16 protein-coding genes are annotated in these 18,310 nt (G+C 54.0%); 14 read left to right on the top strand and 2 right to left on the bottom strand.

The window, feature by feature from the left end:
* Positions 1-28 precede the first annotated feature (28 nt).
* From FBR45_RS10870 to FBR45_RS10805, 14 genes are all read left to right on the top strand, one after another.
* Complete coding sequence (locus tag FBR45_RS10870) at positions 29-883, top strand: sialate O-acetylesterase (RefSeq protein ID WP_138502198.1); 855 nt, start codon at positions 29-31, stop codon at positions 881-883.
* 121 nt (positions 884-1,004) lie between these two features.
* Positions 1,005-1,907 (top strand): alpha/beta hydrolase, encoded by a 903-nt coding sequence (locus tag FBR45_RS10865; protein ID WP_246082201.1) that lies wholly within the window; start codon positions 1,005-1,007, stop codon positions 1,905-1,907.
* A gap of 90 nt (positions 1,908-1,997) precedes the next feature.
* The gene (locus FBR45_RS10860; RefSeq protein WP_138502194.1) at positions 1,998-3,671 is read left to right on the top strand and encodes a GH39 family glycosyl hydrolase; all 1,674 of its coding nucleotides are present in this window, start codon (positions 1,998-2,000) and stop codon (positions 3,669-3,671) included.
* Positions 3,672-3,789: 118 nt separating this feature from the next.
* Positions 3,790-4,002 carry a discoidin domain-containing protein gene (locus tag FBR45_RS10855; RefSeq protein ID WP_317128615.1) on the top strand — a complete coding sequence of 71 codons (213 nt, stop codon included), beginning with the start codon at positions 3,790-3,792 and terminating at the stop codon, positions 4,000-4,002.
* A 79-nt stretch (positions 4,003-4,081) separates the two neighbouring features.
* Positions 4,082-5,209: an esterase gene (locus FBR45_RS10850; protein WP_138502192.1), complete on the top strand. Its 1,128-nt coding sequence runs from the start codon at positions 4,082-4,084 to the stop codon at positions 5,207-5,209.
* Positions 5,210-5,289: 80 nt separating this feature from the next.
* Positions 5,290-6,450 carry an esterase gene (locus FBR45_RS10845; RefSeq protein ID WP_138502191.1) on the top strand — a complete coding sequence of 387 codons (1,161 nt, stop codon included), beginning with the start codon at positions 5,290-5,292 and terminating at the stop codon, positions 6,448-6,450.
* Between the two features lie 15 nt (positions 6,451-6,465).
* Positions 6,466-7,545 (top strand): alpha/beta hydrolase-fold protein, encoded by a 1,080-nt coding sequence (locus FBR45_RS10840; protein WP_138502189.1) that lies wholly within the window; start codon positions 6,466-6,468, stop codon positions 7,543-7,545.
* Between the two features lie 48 nt (positions 7,546-7,593).
* Positions 7,594-8,700 (top strand): alpha/beta hydrolase-fold protein, encoded by a 1,107-nt coding sequence (locus tag FBR45_RS10835; protein WP_138502187.1) that lies wholly within the window; start codon positions 7,594-7,596, stop codon positions 8,698-8,700.
* Positions 8,701-8,883: 183 nt separating this feature from the next.
* Positions 8,884-10,107, top strand: a complete 1,224-nt coding sequence (locus FBR45_RS10830) for a glycosyl hydrolase family 8 (protein ID WP_246082200.1) — start codon at positions 8,884-8,886, stop codon at positions 10,105-10,107.
* Positions 10,108-10,393: 286 nt separating this feature from the next.
* Positions 10,394-11,533, top strand: a complete 1,140-nt coding sequence (locus FBR45_RS10825; RefSeq protein WP_138502185.1) for an alpha/beta hydrolase-fold protein — start codon at positions 10,394-10,396, stop codon at positions 11,531-11,533.
* A gap of 91 nt (positions 11,534-11,624) precedes the next feature.
* Entirely contained in the window at positions 11,625-13,547 is a 1,923-nt protein-coding gene (locus tag FBR45_RS10820; RefSeq protein WP_138502183.1) for an alpha/beta hydrolase-fold protein, read from the top strand.
* A gap of 148 nt (positions 13,548-13,695) precedes the next feature.
* Positions 13,696-14,499: an oxidoreductase gene (locus FBR45_RS10815; RefSeq protein ID WP_138502181.1), complete on the top strand. Its 804-nt coding sequence runs from the start codon at positions 13,696-13,698 to the stop codon at positions 14,497-14,499.
* Positions 14,500-14,508: 9 nt separating this feature from the next.
* Entirely contained in the window at positions 14,509-15,423 is a 915-nt protein-coding gene (locus FBR45_RS10810; protein WP_138502179.1) for a helix-turn-helix domain-containing protein, read from the top strand.
* 71 nt (positions 15,424-15,494) lie between these two features.
* On the top strand, positions 15,495-16,610 hold the full coding sequence (locus tag FBR45_RS10805; protein ID WP_138502177.1) for an endo-1,4-beta-xylanase: 1,116 nt from the start codon (positions 15,495-15,497) through the stop codon (positions 16,608-16,610).
* A 43-nt stretch (positions 16,611-16,653) separates the two neighbouring features.
* On the opposite strand, the gene FBR45_RS10800 is transcribed toward FBR45_RS10805, so the two are convergent.
* Together FBR45_RS10800 and FBR45_RS10795 are read right to left on the bottom strand one after the other, a co-directional pair.
* The gene (locus tag FBR45_RS10800; RefSeq protein ID WP_138502175.1) at positions 16,654-17,736 is read right to left on the bottom strand and encodes a fatty acid desaturase family protein; all 1,083 of its coding nucleotides are present in this window, start codon (positions 17,734-17,736) and stop codon (positions 16,654-16,656) included.
* Between the two features lie 10 nt (positions 17,737-17,746).
* Complete coding sequence (locus FBR45_RS10795) at positions 17,747-18,076, bottom strand: winged helix-turn-helix transcriptional regulator (protein ID WP_138502173.1); 330 nt, start codon at positions 18,074-18,076, stop codon at positions 17,747-17,749.
* Positions 18,077-18,310: the final 234 nt, after the last annotated feature.

Here is an 18,310-nt window from a genome sequence, read left to right as displayed (position 1 = left end):
AACGACACCTCCTAAACCGACTAAATTGATGAAAAAGCGAACTGGTATTTTCCTGTTGATCGGGCTCTTTCTGCTGAGCCTGAACGCCGTGGCGCAGGACAAGAACTTTTACATTTTCCTCTGTTTCGGGCAATCGAACATGGAGGGTAACGCCCGAATTGAAGCGCAGGATACCGTCAATGTGAACCCCCGTTTTCAGGTGATGGAAGCGGTAGACTGTCCGGCCATCAACCGGACGAAAGGCAACTGGTACACCGCCAAACCGCCCCTCTGCCGCTGCCGGACGGGCCTTACCCCTGCCGATTATTTTGGTCGTGAACTGGTAGCTAACCTGCCCTCAACAGTCCGCATTGGCGTAATCAACGTGGCGGTGGGCGGCTGTAAGATCGAGTTGTTCGACAAGGATCAGTATATGTCCTACACCACCAACGTACCCGGCTGGATGAAAAACTTTATCGGGGAATACGGCGGAAATCCGTACGGTCGGCTGGTCGAGATGGCGAAGCTGGCGCAGAAAGACGGGGTGATCAAAGGCATTTTGCTGCATCAGGGTGAGTCGAACACGGGCGATACCCTGTGGACCAAAAAGGTCAAGGTCGTGTACGACAACCTGATGAATGACCTGGACCTGAAGCCCAAAAAAGTGCCGCTGCTGGCCGGTGAAACGGTCAACGCCGACCAGAATGGCAAATGTGCGAGCATGAATAAGATCATTGCCACGCTCCCGCAAACGATCAAAAATGCCCACGTGATCTCATCGGCAGGCTGCACAGATTCGGCCGACGACCTGCACTTCAATGCCGCCGGTTATCGGGAATTGGGCAAACGGTACGCCATGCAGATGCTATCGTTGCTGGGGTATAAGCCAATGGCGACGAATTAGTATGATTCAACGCTGTTTGTCATCCCGACGGAGGACCGGGCCGCCGGGATGACAAAAAATCAATGAATACCACAAGTCATCAGGATAAACCCCCACCCAGATGAAACCCTTTCGTTTAATCATGACATTGCCCCTAGCCGCGTTAACTGGTTGGCTAGTAGTTGCATCGTTTGCCGCACAAGCCCAGGAAATCATTCCCCTGTATGCCACTGTAGTGCCCAACTCAAAAGCGTCCGATGTGCAGGAGTCGGGGATGGAATCGGGCGTGATCAGGGGGGTCACAAAACCCACGCTGGAGTATTTCAAACCGGCCACAGACAAAGCGTCCGGCGCGGCAGTCATCATCATTCCCGGCGGGGGATATGGCGTGGTGGTCTACAAAGGCGAGGGCGTCAATACGGCAAAAGCGCTGGCCGAAAAAGGCATAGCCGCATTTGTGCTGAAGTACCGCTTGCCCAGCGACGCCATTATGCCCGACAAGAAAATCGGGCCGTTGCAGGATGCGCAACAAGCCATCAAACTCGTCAGGGAGAATGCGGCCAACTGGGGAATCGACCCCGCAAAGGTAGGCATCATGGGTTTTTCGGCGGGTGGGCATCTGGCCTCGACGGCCGCCACGCATTTCGAGAAAGCGTATGTCGACAACGCCAGTAACACCAGCCTGCGCCCTGATTTTCAGATTCTGGTTTATCCCGTTATCAGCATGCGCGACAGCCTGACGCACGGCGGCTCCCACGACGCCCTGCTGGGCAAAAACGCATCGCGACAGGACGTGGAGCTGTTCTCCAACGAGCTGCAGGTACGTGCCAACACGCCCCCAACGTACCTGACCCACGCGGCCGACGATAAGCTGGTCGACGTTGACAATAGCATCGCCTATTTTGAAACCCTGCGACGCCAAAAAGTACCCGTCGAAATGCACGTCTACCCCAAAGGCGACCACGGTTTCATTTTTCGTCACCCCGGCTGGATGGACCCGCTGTTCGCGTGGATGAAAGCCAATAACTGGCTCACTAGCAATTGAGTTTACCTGCCAATTTTATGAAGTCTGGGTGCTGTCTCGCTGTACGAACTCCACACAAAACAGGCCCTGTCATTTCTTTATTACTTGACCATGAATCGTATCATCGTCCTTTCTCTTCTACTGCTTTGCTATCGGGTCGCTCCCGCGCAACAGTCGCCCGTTTCTATTCAGGTGGACGCGGCAAAACCTGTGGGCGAGATGAAACCGTTCTGGGCCTTTTTCGGGTATGATGAGCCCAATTACACAACCCGAAAAGATGGCCAGAAACTCCTGAGCGAGCTACAGCAGCTAAGCCCTGTTCCGGTGTATGTCAGAGCGCACAACCTGCTGACCTCCAAAGGTGAAAGCTCCGGACCCGATCTCAAATGGGGGTTCACCGATGCCTATAAAGAAGACGCCAACGGCAAGCCCGTCTACAACTGGGTAACAGTCGACAGCATTGTGGATACCTACGTCAAACGGGGCATGAAGCCACTGATGGAGATCGGGTTCATGCCGAAAGATCTGTCGTCGAAACCCGAACCATACGCCCATACCTGGAGCAAAAACGGTACCATCTGGACGGGCTGGACGTACCCACCCAAAGACTACGACAAATGGCGCGAACTGGTATACCAGTGGGGCAAGCATTCCATTGACCGTTACGGCAAAAAAGAAGTAAGCTCGTGGCTGTGGGAAGTCTGGAACGAGCCGGACATTGGCTACTGGTCAGGTACCTTCGACGAGTACTGCAAAACTTACGACTATGCTGCCGACGGCCTGAAACGGGCCTGTCCCGAATGTACCATCGGCGGGCCGCACACCACCAGTCCGCGCAGCGACAAAGCGTACAGCTATCTGACGCGTTTCATCGAGCATTGCCTGCGGGGCAAAAACTACGCGACGGGCCAAACCGGTACACCGTTGCAATACATCGGCTTTCACGCCAAGGGCAGTCCGGAAATTGTCGACGGGCACATCCGCATGAACATGGGTGTGCAGCTGAAAGACGTGCAACGGGCGTTTGAAGCAGTCAACTCCTTTCCCGAACTCAAAAATATCCCCATCATCATCGGCGAATGCGACCCCGAAGGTTGTGCCGCCTGCTCCGCCACGCGTGACCCCAAATACGGGTATCGCAATGGCACTATGTATTCGAGTTACACGGCCTCTTCATTTGCGCGCATCTACGAACTGATGGACCAGTACAACGTAAACCTGCGCGGGGCCGTGAGCTGGTCGTTCGAGTTTGAAGATCAGCCCTGGTTTGCTGGTTTCCGCGACCTGGCCACGCATGGCGTCGACAAGCCGGTATTGAACGTTTTTCGGATGTTCGGCAAGATGAACGGCCAGCGGCTGGCTGTCCAAACGGGCAATGGGCTGAAGGCGAGCGACATCATCGCCAACGGTGTCAGGGCCGGTAACGACGTGAACGCCATCGCCAGCAAAGGCCCGAACTCGGTTTGTGTGATGGTCTGGAATTACCACGACGACAACGTATCTGGCCCGGCGGCTCCGGTAGAGCTGACCGTGAGCGGCCTCGGCAAAAACAAGGTGCAGGTGCGCCATTACCGGGTAGATGATCGACATAGTAACTCGTTTGAGGCCTGGAAGTCGATGGGCAGTCCGCAGCAGGTGTCGGCCGATCAATACAAGGCGCTGGAAACGGCCGGACAGCTACAGGAACTGACGCCCCCGAGTTCGAAAGCCATCGCTAACGGAAAAACAACGCTAACCTTCGACCTGCCCCGGCAGGGCGTATCCTTCGTTGAATTGACTTGGTAACGTGTAACACATGAAACCAACCGATGCCTACAGCCATTTTCGTACAACTGGCGCTGGGTAAGAGAATCTGATCGGCTTCCGCTACCTGCCCGCCCAGAACTAGCGGGAAGAAGCGAGTATCATAACCCGTTATCAGGTTGAGGTATCTACCGATAACACAACCTGGAAGCGGGTTAGTGAAGGCGAATTTTCCAACATTAAAAACAGTCCGGTCTGGCAAACCAAGTCATTTGAGCCAGTCCGCGCCCGATACGTCAAACTGCGTGCGCTGAAAAACACGCAGGAGGGGTCAGCTTCAGGCTATGCTGAAATTGATGTCATTACGCAGTGAGTGCAGTTTATTAACCTGTTTTTGTTATCCCGGCGGCTGCGTCGGGATAACAGAAAATAACTACTAAACCCTTACTAAAATGAACCAACAACTAACCCGTCAATTATGGCTACTAATAGCCCTGATTAGCTTGTACGCCGGGGCATTGGCTCAGCCACCCGGAGGAGCAGTCGTGGTATCACCCCAGGTGAATGCCGACAATACGGTCACGTTTCGGTTGCAGGCTCCCACAGCAAAAGACGTGAAGCTAAATGCTCAGTTCGAGAAGGCTCCCGTCGCCATGACCAAAGATGCGCAGGGCGTCTGGAGCGTGACAGTCGGCCCCGTGAAGCCGGATATGTACCCGTATTTGTTTGTGGTGGACGGCATTTCGGTAGCGGACCCCAAAAACTCAGCCATCTTCCCGAACGAAGGGTTTCAGAACAGCGTGGTCGAGATAACCGGCGCTACGCCACTCGTGCACACCCTTCAGAACGTACCCCACGGCACGTTGTCGTACCGCTATTACACCTCGCCCGAACTGGGGCAGCGGCCCGTGGTGGTATATACCCCACCCGGCTATGAAACCGATCCGAAAACAACATACCCGGTGTTGTATCTTCTCCACGGCACCACGGATCTGGAAGAAACCTGGACCAAAGTGGGCCGCGCCAACATCATTCTGGACAACCTCATTGCGCAGCGCAAAGCCAAACCGATGATCATCGTCATGCCCTACGGACGCGCGTATCCCGTCATCAGTAAATCATCGGGAAGCCTCCGGAACTGGGACAATCTACAGGAGTTCAAGAAAGATTTTCTGGGTAACCTGCTTCCGTTCGTCGAGAAAAACTATCGGGTGAAAAAAGACAAGGACAGCCGGGCCATTGCCGGTTTTTCGGGTGGCGGTGGCGAGACGCTTTTCCTCGGCCTGAACAACCCCGACCTGTTTAGCTGGGTGTGCGGCTTCGCACCAGGAATGCTGAAAGAAGAGTTCGACCGCAACAACGCCACGGCGTTTGCTAACCCCGCTCTTACCAACCAGCGGCTGAAACTGTTCTGGATCGGCGTCGGGAAGGAGGATATGCTGTACCCGGTCATCAATGACTATCTGAAGGTGCTCGATGAGAAAAAGATCAAGCACGAAACGCTGATTTCGGACGGGGGCCATACCTGGATGAACTGCAAACTCTACCTGTCGACCATCGCCCAGAAATTATTTCAGTAACCCATTGACGAGTTCTAAAACCGTGGTCTGTGTCCTCACAGACTACAGAAAAGAAAAAATACCTAAACACGTAACAACCCATGAATCAACAACAAATCCGCCAATTCTGGCTCCTGGTAGTCCTGATTGGCCTGCATGCCGGGGCTTTGGCCCAGCCGCCCCGCGGGCCGCTGGTAGTATCGCCCCAGGTGAACGCCGACAAGACCGTTACCTTCCGCTACCAGGCCCCGCAGGCTAAAGTGGTGGAACTGAGCGCGCAGTTTGAAAAAGCGCCCGTTGCCATGACCAAAGACGCCCAGGGTATCTGGAGCGTAACGGTCGGTCCCGTCAAACCCGATATTTACCCGTACAACTTTCGGGTAGATGGCGTATCGGTGATGGACCCCGCCAACGTCGCGTTTTTCCCCAACGAACGGTTCAAGGCCAGTCTGGTCGACGTGCCCGGCGATCAGCCGCTAATTCACGCCCTGCGCGACGTGCCGCACGGGTCGATCAGTTACGACTATTACCCGTCCATGGAAGGCACAACGGGCTCGCTGGTGATCTATACGCCACCGGGCTATGACCAGTCGCCGTCGAAGAAGTATCCGGTCTATTACCTCATCAGTGGCACAACGGATACGGAAGAGACCTTTTTTAAAGTAGGCAAGACCAACCTGATTCTGGACAATCTGCTGGCCGAAGGCAAGGTGAAGCCCATGATTGTTGTGATGCCTTACGGCAACATTGCGGCCCGCGTAGCCGAGCAAAAAGGGGGCGCCAAACCCGCCGACCCAACCGTTCGCGATGGGGCTGATGCAGTGAAACGAGCCAACGATTTCACGACGGACCTGGTGAGTAATGTTATTCCGTACGTGGAGAAAAGTTACCGGGCCATTCCCAACCGGGAGAACCGGGCCATTGGCGGGTTTTCGCGCGGGGGCGGGCAAACGCTCCGGGCGGCTTTCAACAACATGGATAAGTTCGCCTGGGTATGCGCATACAGTTCGTACCTGTCGCCCCAGGAGATGGACGGCAATTTCAGCCAGATCGTGAACAAACCCGACCAGACCAACAAACAACTCAAGCTGCTGTGGGTAAGCGTCGGCAGCGACGATTTTCTGTACAAGGGCACGGTCGAATTTATGGACTACCTGAAGGCAAAGAAGGTGAATTACAAAAGCCTGATCACCGACGGCGGTCACACCTGGATGAATGTAAAGACGTACGTTGCCGCCACCACGCCACTGCTATTCCACTAATAGACATCCACGCTCATGAAACGCATTCTCTGTTTACTCCTAGCCGTTCTATTGTCAGGAATTTCGGCTTTGGCTCAGCAACGTCCGCCGGCCATCAGTTCACCCGATGTGCATAAAGATCACAGCATCACATTCCGGTATTTTTCCCGAAACGCAAAAAAGGTAATGGTTTCCGGCGAGTTTTTGAAAACACCCGTCGCCATGACCAAAGACACCTCGGGCATCTGGAGCGTGACGGTGCCGCCGGTAAAGCCGGATATTTACCCGTACAGCTTCACGGTCGACAGCGTACAAATAGCCGACCCCAGCAACACTTACATCTTCGCTAATGAGCGCTTCAAACGCAGCATTGTCGACGTACCCGGCGATCAGCCGCTGGTGCATTCGCTGCAGAACGTACCCCACGGCAAAATCAGCTACCGGTATTACAAATCCGGTACGCTGGGAACCACGCGGCAGTTGCTGGTCTACACCCCGCCCGGCTTCAACCCGAATGGCAAGACCAGATACCCGGTGCTGTACCTGATTCACGGCGGTTCCGATACCGAAGAAACCTGGACCAAAGTGGGCCGCGCCAACCTGATTGCCGACAACCTCATTGCGCAGGGCAAAGCCAAACCGATGCTGATCGTGATGCCCTACGGTAACGTTCGGCCGGCCCCGATGGCTGATTTTACCAAAGACATGGTGAACGACATTGTGCCGTTTGTAGAGGCCAATTACCCCGTCATCAAGGAAAGCACCGGCCGGGCGGTGGCAGGCTTTTCGGTCGGTGGCGGACAGACGCTGAACATCGGCCTGACCAACCCCTCCACCTTCGCCTACGTCTGTTCGTACGCACCCTACACGGCCACCGACGAGTTCAAGGCAAACTTTACGAACTGGACACCGGACGCCAACAAGCTCAACAGTCAGTTGAAACTGTTCACCATCAGCGTCGGCACGGAAGACTTTCTGTATGAGCCGGTGAAGCAGAACATCGCCATGTTTACCGACAGGAAAATCAACGTAAAACCGCTGATCGTACCGGGTGGGCATACCTGGATGAACTGCAAACTGTACCTGGCCGATACGTTACCGCAGTTGTTCAAATGATTTTGTGTGTACAAACCCAATATTCTCCTAACATAAACCTATACCCCAATGACCATCAAACCAATTGCTGCATTCGTGGTAGCCACGATGATGAGCGTTAGCTGCTTCGCGCAGACAATCCAGGAGGATTTCAAACCCTCCTCACTGAATCAACCGGGGCAGGAGTACCCACAGGTGAACTCGCAGGGCTACGCCCGATTCCGGATCCATGCCCCCAACGCCGACAGCGTCCGGGTGAGCCTGGGTTTGGGTGGCCGGGGCGGTACCATCCTGACCAAAGGAGCCGACGGCTACTGGACCGGAACCACCGCAGGCCCTATGGATGAGGGATTCCATTACTACAATGTGACTATCGACGGCGGGAAGTTCAACGACCCCGGCGCCAAGAACTACTACGGCTCCGTTCGCTGGGAAAGTGGCATCGAAATACCGGCCCACGATCAGGATTTCTACGCCCTGAAAGACGTACCCCACGGCAACGTTCAGCAGATACTGTTCCCGTCAAAAAGCACGGGCGCACCCCGTCGGGCGTTTGTATACACGCCACCGGGCTACGAGAAAGAGAAGTCGAAGAAGTATCCGGTGCTGTACCTGCAACACGGCTGGGGTGAAGACGAAACGGCCTGGAGCAATCAGGGACACGCGAACCTGATCATGGATAATCTGATCGCCGAAGGCAAAATCAAGCCGTTTCTGATTGTGATGACCTACGGCATGACCAATGAAGTGAAATTTGGCAAGATACGGGAGTTCAAGATCGACCCCTTCCAGACGGTGCTTACTGAGGAGTTGATACCCTACGTTGACGCCAATTTCCGCACAATGGCTAACCGGGATAACCGGGCGATGGCGGGCCTCTCGATGGGCGGTATGGAAACCAAGATGATTACTCTCAACAAGCCCGAGGTGTTCGGTTATTACGGTCTGCTCAGCGGTGGTGTTTACGCACCGGACGATCTTAAGGACAAAGCCAAACCGAAGCTGGTGTTTATCAGCTGCGGCAGCAAAGAGCGGCCCGATGGCGTGAAGAAAGCCGCCGAGGATCTGAAAGCCGCCGGGTACAACGCCGTTTCGTACGTATCCGACAAAACCGCCCACGAGTTTCAGACCTGGCGCCGAAGCCTGCATGAGATGGCCCCGATGCTGTTTAAGTAAGCCATTCTCTTCTGTCATCGCGCGTTTTTGTCATCCCGGTGTCAGGACCGGGCCGCCGGGATGACAAAAACGCGCGATGAGCAAAGGCTCATAATAGCCTCATCACTAATAGCTTACTCAACCTAGTTTATGGTACAATCAATACGAATGAACGGAAAGCGCCGAATCAGTTTTTGTCTGATCATGACGATGCTATGTATCGGACAGGGTGTCGTGTCGGGGCAAAGTAAAAAGACAAGTAAGCCCAACTACCGCAATCTGTTTCGCGAAGCAGGCTACAAACAGGCCGACATCGACGCGAAACTGGCGAAAGCGTATCACGACATCTTCGAAGGCCCCAACAAGGTCTACTTTGAAGTTGGAGATACGATGGCGTATGTGTCGGACGTGAAGAACAAAGACGCCCGAACCGAAGGCTTGTCGTACGGCATGATGGTAGCCGTTCAGCTGGATAAAAAAGACGTCTTCGACCGAATCTGGCGGTGGTCTAAGAAGTACCTGCAACACCAGAGCGGCCCACGCGAAGGCTATTTTGCCTGGAGCATCAACCCGCAGACGATGAAGAAAAACGCCGAAGGGTCGGCCTCCGACGGCGAGTTGTACTACATCACCAGTCTGCTGTTTGCGGCCAATAAATGGGGCAACAACACCGGCATCAACTACTACGGCGAGGCCCGGCGGATATTGGATGCGATGTGGAAGAAAGATGGCACCGGCAACATCTACAACCTGATCAACACCGACGCCAAGCAGATCTCATTCGTCCCCGAAGGGAACAACTACAAATGGACCGACCCATCGTATCACCTACCCGCCTTCTACGATGCCTGGGTGCTGTACGCCAAAGACGGTCACGAAGCGTTTTACAAGGAATGTGCCGACACGTCGCGCGTATTCCTGCACCGGGCCTGCCACCCTGTTACGGGTCTCAACGCCGACTACACAGAGTTCAGCGGCAAACCACACGACACCCGCTGGTCGCCCTCGGCCTTCCGGTACGATTCGTGGCGGGTGCCCATGAACATAGCCATGGATTATACCTGGTCGGGAAAAGATAAAGCCTGGCAGGAAGATTACGCCAAACGGTTTCAGGGCTTCCTGCGCTCGAAAGGCATGGACACCTACGAGGATCAGTTCAACCTGGACGGTTCGCGGCCCGAGTTCATTTTGCAGGCCGGGCCGGTGAAGAAACTCCGCCACTCGCTCGGGTTGGTGTCGACGGCCGCAACGCTCTCGCTGATCAACAACGAAAAGAACAGCCGTGATTTTGTGGATGCCCTCTGGAACGCCAAACTCGAGCCGTTCGACGATGGCTACTTCGACCCGTATTATGATGGACTATTGTATCTGTTCAGTCTGATGCATTTGAGTGGAAACTATCAAATGATCACGCCAGCGACCCGTTAGGCAAGCCACGGCATTACCAACCAGCCGTTTAAGACAACCCATATTTCTCTGTAAAGCGAGTTACCAATCCCGTAGGGGTTCAACAGCGCAGCATTGGTAGAAAATTGGCGCACCCAAATCACCAGCGTGCCGTTGGTACGCGACATCCGAGCGGGTTGCGTACCAACGGCACGCTGTAAATGAACGGGACGATATCGGTTTTCTTTCTACCGACGCTGCGCTGTTAAGCCCCTAACGGAGCTCCGGCCCTAAACTATTAATCACCAACCCTTTACCACGAAATAATATGAAGGCATTATTCACCTTATTCATCGGAGCATTGACCCTGATGGGACCGGCTCTGGCCCAGACCGGGGGCGTACCGGCCTCGACCAACATTCCGGGGCAGAAGTATCCCCAGATATTACCTGACAACCGGGTGGTGTTTCGCGTGAAAGCACCGGACGCCCGCAAGCTCCAAATTGACCTGATGAAGAAGTACGACATGGTGAAAGACACCAGCGGCTTCTGGACCGTCACGACGGACCCCGTCGGTGAAGGGTTTCACTACTACTCGCTCATTGCCGACGGTATTGCCATCTGCGATCCGGCCAGCCAGACCTTTTACGGCATGGGACGTATGGCCAGCGGTATTGATATTCCCGACAAGGACATGGACTATTACCAGCCCAAAAATGTGCCGCATGGTCAGGTGCGTTCGGTCAATTACTACGCTGACATGACCAGAGCCTGGCGCCGGGCTAATGTCTACACGCCCCCCGGCTACGACGAAAACCCGAAGAAGCGCTACCCCGTGCTGTACTTACAGCACGGCTCGGGCGAAGACGAAACCGGCTGGCCCACGCAGGGCAAAATGGACTTTATTCTCGACAACCTGATCGCCGAAGGCAAAGCCACACCCATGATCGTGGTGATGGAACGCGGCTATGCCACCGACCCCACCAGGCCCGCCAGCACAACCAATGGCATGGCCCCTAATGTATTTCCTGAACTATTGGTAAAAGAGGTAATCCCGATGATCGACAAGTCGTTCCGGACGCTGACCGACCGCGATAACCGGGCCATGGCGGGTCTGTCGATGGGCGGTTTCCAGACGTTCCAGACTACCATGACCAACCTCGACAAGTTTGCCTACATCGGCGGCTTCAGCGGAGCGGGTCGGTTGCAGCCGGGCGCCGACGTCAAACAGCTTTACGACGGCGCTTTGGCCGATGCCGATGCGTTCAACAAGAAAATGAAGGTGGTGTATGTAAGCATTGGCACCAAAGAACCGGAGCGCATGTATGCGGGCGTGAAAGGCTTTCATGAAGCGCTCGACAAAGCAGGGATCAGGCATGTGTATTACGAATCGCCGGGTACATTGCACGAGTGGCAAACCTGGCGTCGGTCGCTGCGGCAGTACGCCAGTTTGATTTTTAAAAAATGAGCCTTTTGTTGTTGTGATTCCCAAGCACGAGGGATGACAAAACCAGTAATAACAAATAAATCACCGACCTATATCAAAAACGATATAACAGATGAAACGATTCGTCGCATTAGTAGCTGTTCTGGGAATGCTATACAGCAACAGCTACGCCCAAAAAATTGAGAAAGAAATGCCGAAGGGCTTCGATCAGGTCCGTTCGGGAACTGCCACGGGTAAGCTGGATTCGATCAGCTATCCGTCGAAAACCGTGGGCACAACGCGCAAAGCGCTGGTCTACACCCCGCCGGGATTCTCGAAGAAGACAAAATACCCGGTGCTATATCTGCTGCATGGCATCGGTGGCGATGAAAAAGAATGGCTGAAGGGGGGTAATCCGCAGGTAATTCTGGACAATCTGTACGCCGAAAACAAACTCCAGCCCATGATCGTGGTGATGCCCAACGGCCGCGCCATGAAAGACGACCGGGCGGTAGGAAATATCTTCGACAAAGACAAGGTAGAGGCCTTCGCTACATTCGAGAAAGACCTGCTGAACGACCTCATTCCGTTTATCGAAAAGAAGTACCCCACCCTGACCGACCGGGAACACCGCGCCATTGCCGGACTGTCGATGGGGGGCGGCCAATCGCTGAATTTCGGACTGGGCAATCTGAACAGGTTCGCCTGGGTCGGTGGTTTTTCGTCGGCTCCCAATACCAAACGCCCCGAAGAACTGGTTCCCGATCCCGAAGCCGCTAAAAAGCAATTGAAACTGCTCTGGATTTCGTGCGGAGACGCCGACGGGCTGATCTCGTTTAGCAAACGTACCCACGACTATCTGTACCAGCACAGCGTTCCGCATATCTACTACGTGGAGCCGGGTGGGCACGATTTCAAAGTCTGGAAAAACGGCCTGTACATGTTCTCGCAGTTTCTGTTCAAGCCCGTCGATAATGCCTCACTGACCCAATACAGCGTGTTGGGAACGCCGGCTTCGACCAATATCCGTAACGCCAAATACCCGCAGATTCTGCCCGACAATCGGGTCGTGTTTCGCGTCAAAGCGCCCGACGCCCAGAAAGTACAGGTCGACCTGGGTAAGAAGTACGATATGGTGAAAGACACAGCCGGTTTCTGGACCGCCACCACCGACTCCATCAGTCGGGGCTTTCATTATTACTCGCTGCTGATCGACGGCGTAGCCATTGCCGACCCAGCCAGCGAAAGTTTCTACGGCATGAGCCGCATGGCCAGTGGCATTGAGATACCTGACAGAGACGGAGCCTTTTACGCCCTGAAAGACGTACCCCACGGCGACATTCGCATCAAGCGCTACCTCTCGAAAGCCACCAACAGCTGGCGAGAAATGTATGTGTATACCCCGCCCGGCTACGACCAATCGACCGACAAATACCCGGTGCTGTACCTGCTGCACGGCGGAGGTGAAGATCAGCGCGGCTGGGCCACGCAGGGCAAAACGGACCTGATTCTCGACAACCTGATCGCCGAAGGAAAAGCCAAACCGATGATCATCGCCATGCTCGACGGCAACGTGAGCGCCGGTGGCCTGGCCGGTTTCAACGAAAACGTGCTGAAGGCCTTTGAAAACGAACTGAAGCTGGGCGCCATTCCCTTTGTGGAAAGCAACTTCCGGGTCGAGGCCGATGCCAAAAGCCGGGCGCTGGCGGGCCTGTCGATGGGCGGGTTGCAGACGCTGTACGCGGGCATCAAAAACACGCCGATGTTCTCGAGTCTGGGCGTGTTCAGTTCGGGCTGGTTTGCCAACAACCCCAAGCTGTCCGACCCGCAGTATGCGTTCATGAAAGATAACGCGTCGACCATTAACTCGAACCTAAAGAACCTGTGGATTTCGATGGGTGGTAAAGAAGACATTGCCTGGCAGAACTGCCAGACCATGATGAAGAAATTCGACGAGATGGGTATCAAGTACAACTACAGCGAATACGCCGGTGGGCATACCTGGCCCGTCTGGCGGCACGATTTAATGCTGTTCAGCCAGGTGCTGTTTAAATAGCCGAATTCCGGTTTGCGTCGGGATGCTCCGGTGTATAGCACCCCGACGCAAACCGGAATTCGTATACAACATTCAGGAATTCGATGTACCACTTGCCTGCACACAGGCCTGACCTTTGTCTCATTGATCAACCAAAACAAATTGAACCATGAGCAAGGTAATTTTAATCACAGGTGCGTCGTCGGGTATGGGTAAAGAAACTGCTAAAACGTTAATCGCCGAAGGACACAAAGTATATGTGGCGGCCCGGCGAATTGATCAGATGCAGGACCTTCAACTGGCAGGAGGCATTGCCCTGCAACTGGATGTTACCGACGAGGAAAACATTCAGCAGGTGGTCGATACCATCATCGGACGGGAAGGAAAAATCGATGTGCTGTTTAACAATGCCGGATACGCCATTTACGGATCAGTCGAGGAAATTCCGATTCAGGAGGCCCGGCGGCAGTTTGAGGTGAATGTGTTTGGGCTAGCCAGCTTAACCCAGAAAGTGATTCCCTTCATGCGCGAAGCCCGATCCGGCACCATTATCAACACCTCCTCGATGGGCGGTAAAATGTACACACCGATGGGTGCCTGGTATCACGCGTCAAAGCACGCCATCGAGGGCTGGAGTGATTGCCTGCGTCTGGAGTTGAGCCAGTTTAACATCCACGTCGTCATCCTGGAACCTGGTCTGATTGCCACCGAGTTTGGTGACGTGATGAGTGGTCCTATGGTGGCCCGGTCTGGCAGCGGTCCGTATGCCAATATCGTGAAAGGGGTTGCCAGTGCAGCTTCGATGGCGATGTCGCCAGCCTCGGTGATTGCGAAAACGGTGTCAGCCATTGTCAGGAGCCGGAAGCCAAAAACGCGCTATCGGGTGGGTAATCTGGCCAAGCCGATGGTCTGGATGCGGGTTAATCTGGGGGACCGACTGTTCGATAAAATCATTATGAGTCAGGTAAAATAAGCAAATCGTATGGCAGCCGTTCATCATATTGAAACCATCAGCGAGCTGAATCAACTCTTCAGCCAGGACAAGCCCCGGCATCCTCTGGTATCGATTATTGACTTTACCCGCGCCGACATCAATGCGCAGGACGGGGTGCTGATGACTTCTGGTTTCTACTCCGTCATGTTCAAGAATTACTGTGTGGGCGACGTAAAATATGGCAGAAAGCAGATCGATTTTCAGGAAGGAACCTTATTCTGCATTGCGCCCCGGCAGGCCGTAACGATTGAGGATGATCGACGCGAACCAGATGATCGGATCGGCTGGGGTTTATTCTTTCACCCCGACCTGATCCGGGGTACTTCGCTGGCCAGTAAAATAAAAGAGTACTCTTTTTTTTCGTATGAAGTCAGCGAAGCCCTGCACTTGTCCGATAAAGAGAAACAGACCTTACGTACCTGCATTCAGACTATCGATCAGGAACTGAGCGAAAATATTGACCGGCACAGTCAGACGCTGCTTGTCTCAACCATTGAACTGCTGCTGAACTACTGCTCACGGTATTACGACCGTCAGTTCATCACCCGAAAGTCGGCGAACAGCGATTTGCTGATCCGGTTCGATCAGGTATTAAAAGCGTATTTTGACGACAAACAGCTCCGAACAAAAGGCTTGCCTACCGTGGGGTATTTAGCGGAACAACTGGCACTCTCCGCCCATTATCTGAGCGATTTGCTGAAGAAAGAAACTGGCCAAAATGCGCAGGATCATATTCACGCGTACCTGATTGAAGAAGCCAAAACGAAGCTGCTCGGCTCACGAGCCAGCGTGAGCGAAATAGCCTATCAATTAGGATTCGAGTATCCGCAGTATTTCAGCAAGTTGTTCAAAGCGAAAACAGGCATGACGCCTGCTACCTATCGAACATCAGCTACTGCATAGGTAACAACTGACTCTCAATAACTGGTAAGAAACCCTTAACAACGTACACAACTTTAAACGGTATAAACCTCATGCAGCTCAACAGACATGTCTTTACCACCAGCACGGCCGCACTCTTGCTGGCAACCCTTATCCTGCCCTTTAAATCGGCATCGGCCCAAACCATTCCCTCGCTGAAAGACGCCTTCAGGAAAGATTTCGGCATCGGCACCTGCCTCAACAACGCGCAGATCGACGAACGGGACCCCAAAACGACAGAATTTATTGCACGTCAGTTCAACATGGCCACGCCCGAGAACATCATGAAGTCGGCGCTGCTTCATCCAAAGTGGGATACCTACAACTTCGAGATGGCCGACAAGCTGGTGGCATTTGGCAAAAAGCACAACATCAAAATCAACGGACACACGCTGGTTTGGCACAGCCAGTTGCCCCCGTTCATCAGGGGCATCAAAAGCCCGGATTCGATCCGGACGTTCTTCACCGATCATATCAAAACGGTGGCCGGGCGTTACGAGGGTAAAGTCTTTTCGTGGGATGTCGTCAACGAAGCCCTGAACGAAGACGGCTCCCTGCGGAAATCGGTCTTCCTGCAGCACCTCGGCGACGATTACATAACGGAAGCGTTCCGGCTGGCGCAACAGGCGGCTCCCAAAACGGAATTGTACTACAACGATTACAACAACGAGCAACCCAAGAAGCGGGCGGGCTGTATCGACATCATCAAAAAGATCAAAGCCGCCGGGGTGCGCATCGATGGCGTGGGCATACAGGGGCACTGGCATGTCGGCAAAGTACCCTTCGCCGACATCGAAGAAAGCATTCTGCAATACGCAGCGTTGGGCGTAAAAGTGATGTTTACGGAGCTAGATATTGAAGTACTGCCGCGCAACTTTCAGGGAGCCGACGTGGGGCAGCGAATGACCGCCAACGAGCAATCCAATCCCTACGTGAACGGACTCCCCGACGCGGTGCAGCAACAGCTAGCCGCCGATTACGAGAATCTGTTCAAACTCTTTCTCAAGCACAAAGACAAAGTCACCCGCGTCACGTTCTGGGGCGTCAACGACGGCGATAGCTGGCTGAACGGCTGGCCCATCCGCGGCCGGACCAATTACCCGCTGCTATTCGACCGCAACAACCAGCCCAAGCCCGCTTTCGAGAAAGTAATTGCGTTGAAGAAATAGAAGCAGCCAGCCAGCACCCATCTGACAGGGTGCTGGCTATAACCTAGACCGGGCGGCCCAGTTTCTGAAGCAGCCGAAAATGAGATACCAGCGCCGACCCAAAGCTATGGTTTTCCAGGTAGGGTAATCCGAACTCCTGCGCCGTATTCTTTACAATGGCCGTAATAGCCGGGTAGTGAATATGGCACACCTTCGGAAACAAATGGTGCTCGATCTGCCGGTTGAGGCCGCCACAGAAGAAAGCCGCGGTTCGGCTGCGGGGTGCAAAGTTGGCCGTCGTCTGCAACTGGTGTATCGCCCAGGCGTTCTGTACTGTACCGCTTTCGTCGGGCTGCGGAAACGTAGTACCCTCTACTGCGTGAGCCAGCTGAAAAACAAGCCCCAGCACCAGTCCTTCGACCAGGTGCATGACCACAAACCCGATCAGCAGTTGCCACCAGGTGATGTCAAGCACCAGCATGGGCAGCACCAGGAAAAAGAAGTAGTAACAGGCTTTTGAAAAGAACAGCCGGACATACTCCCGGCGCGGATGCGCCGAGTTGTCATGCTGACCGATTTGCTTCTTGAAGAACTTGACGTAATCTTTCCGAAATACCCACGACAGCGACGCCAGCGCGTAAAGTGGGAACGTATACCAATGCTGATACCGATGCCACGGATGCAACGCTTCCTGCACGTCGAGCCGAACAAGTCCCGGAGCTACTTCAATATCTTCGTCGTGACCCGGAATATTGGTATAGGTATGGTGAACCACATTGTGGGTTATGGTCCAGACGTATGGATTGGCGCCCAGCAGATAGAAGCTGTTACCCAGTATTCTGTTTACCCACCGGCGTGATGAAAAAGCCCCATGCAGCGCATCGTGCGATACGTTGAACCCGATAAAGGCCGCAAACATACCCAACAGCATAGCCAGCCCCAGCATGGCCCACGGGCCAAACTGATTCGACAGGATAAGACCATACAGGCTGACGTACCCAATCAGGAAGAAGCTGGCCTTAGCCCACATGGCTCCGTTGGCGTGGGGCGACAAAGCCTGTTCGGCGAAGTAAGCGTCGACCCGTTTTCGGACCGTGGGGAAAAAGGCTGACTTGTTTTTATTAACGAATTTCAATTGGGCAGACATAGTTGGATGCTTATTGGATGAGTTGACCGATGAGCTGAATCTGCCTTAATATGGGCAGCGCCATCCGTCCTTGTGGGGTTAGCGAATACTCTACTCGTGGCGGAATCTCGGCATATGCTTCACGTTTCATGATACCCAGCGCAACCAGTGCCTTCAACTCACTGGCCAGCACTTTCTCGCTTACCTCGGGCAACAAATCACTTAGTTGACTGTAACGAAGCGTTTGCTCGTTGAGCAGCAAAATGATATACAGGCGCCATTTGCCACATATAACTGACAACGCACTGGTGATCAGGAGCAGGTCCGGCTCCGGCGGCAGCTCAGAGCGGTCGCTTGACATAACGGGTTAAGGTTGGCAGACTATCAGACTAAACGGGAACGCATCGGTTGGGGCACGTACCTGACTACTAACGTCAATATACCGGCAGCGTATGGGGGAAAGTCGATCACGCTGTCACTGAAAAACCCAAAGACCGAATGAGGGGAGGGAAAACGAAAAGCGATTGTAGTATCCCAGTCACTATACTGTACGAAACCAACTTACGGAGCAGTAAGTTCCTAACTTAGTATACTA

The sequence above is a fragment of the Spirosoma lacussanchae genome (genome assembly GCF_005870035.1).
Lineage (GTDB): Bacteria > Bacteroidota > Bacteroidia > Cytophagales > Spirosomataceae > Spirosoma > Spirosoma lacussanchae.
This window is presented reverse-complemented; position numbering and strand designations above follow the sequence as displayed.

Coding starts and splice junctions, on each gene's coding strand:
- FBR45_RS10850 (WP_138502192.1), top strand. CDS start 4,082: ATGAACCAACAACTAACCCGTCAATTATGGCTACTAATAGCCCTGATT.
- FBR45_RS10825 (WP_138502185.1), top strand. CDS start 10,394: ATGAAGGCATTATTCACCTTATTCATCGGAGCATTGACCCTGATGGGA.
- FBR45_RS10805 (WP_138502177.1), top strand. CDS start 15,495: ATGCAGCTCAACAGACATGTCTTTACCACCAGCACGGCCGCACTCTTG.
- FBR45_RS10815 (WP_138502181.1), top strand. CDS start 13,696: ATGAGCAAGGTAATTTTAATCACAGGTGCGTCGTCGGGTATGGGTAAA.
- FBR45_RS10835 (WP_138502187.1), top strand. CDS start 7,594: ATGACCATCAAACCAATTGCTGCATTCGTGGTAGCCACGATGATGAGC.
- FBR45_RS10820 (WP_138502183.1), top strand. CDS start 11,625: ATGAAACGATTCGTCGCATTAGTAGCTGTTCTGGGAATGCTATACAGC.
- FBR45_RS10795 (WP_138502173.1), bottom strand. CDS start 18,076: ATGTCAAGCGACCGCTCTGAGCTGCCGCCGGAGCCGGACCTGCTCCTG.
- FBR45_RS10840 (WP_138502189.1), top strand. CDS start 6,466: ATGAAACGCATTCTCTGTTTACTCCTAGCCGTTCTATTGTCAGGAATT.
- FBR45_RS10870 (WP_138502198.1), top strand. CDS start 29: ATGAAAAAGCGAACTGGTATTTTCCTGTTGATCGGGCTCTTTCTGCTG.
- FBR45_RS10830 (WP_246082200.1), top strand. CDS start 8,884: ATGACGATGCTATGTATCGGACAGGGTGTCGTGTCGGGGCAAAGTAAA.
- FBR45_RS10810 (WP_138502179.1), top strand. CDS start 14,509: ATGGCAGCCGTTCATCATATTGAAACCATCAGCGAGCTGAATCAACTC.
- FBR45_RS10845 (WP_138502191.1), top strand. CDS start 5,290: ATGAATCAACAACAAATCCGCCAATTCTGGCTCCTGGTAGTCCTGATT.
- FBR45_RS10860 (WP_138502194.1), top strand. CDS start 1,998: ATGAATCGTATCATCGTCCTTTCTCTTCTACTGCTTTGCTATCGGGTC.
- FBR45_RS10865 (WP_246082201.1), top strand. CDS start 1,005: ATGACATTGCCCCTAGCCGCGTTAACTGGTTGGCTAGTAGTTGCATCG.
- FBR45_RS10800 (WP_138502175.1), bottom strand. CDS start 17,736: ATGTCTGCCCAATTGAAATTCGTTAATAAAAACAAGTCAGCCTTTTTC.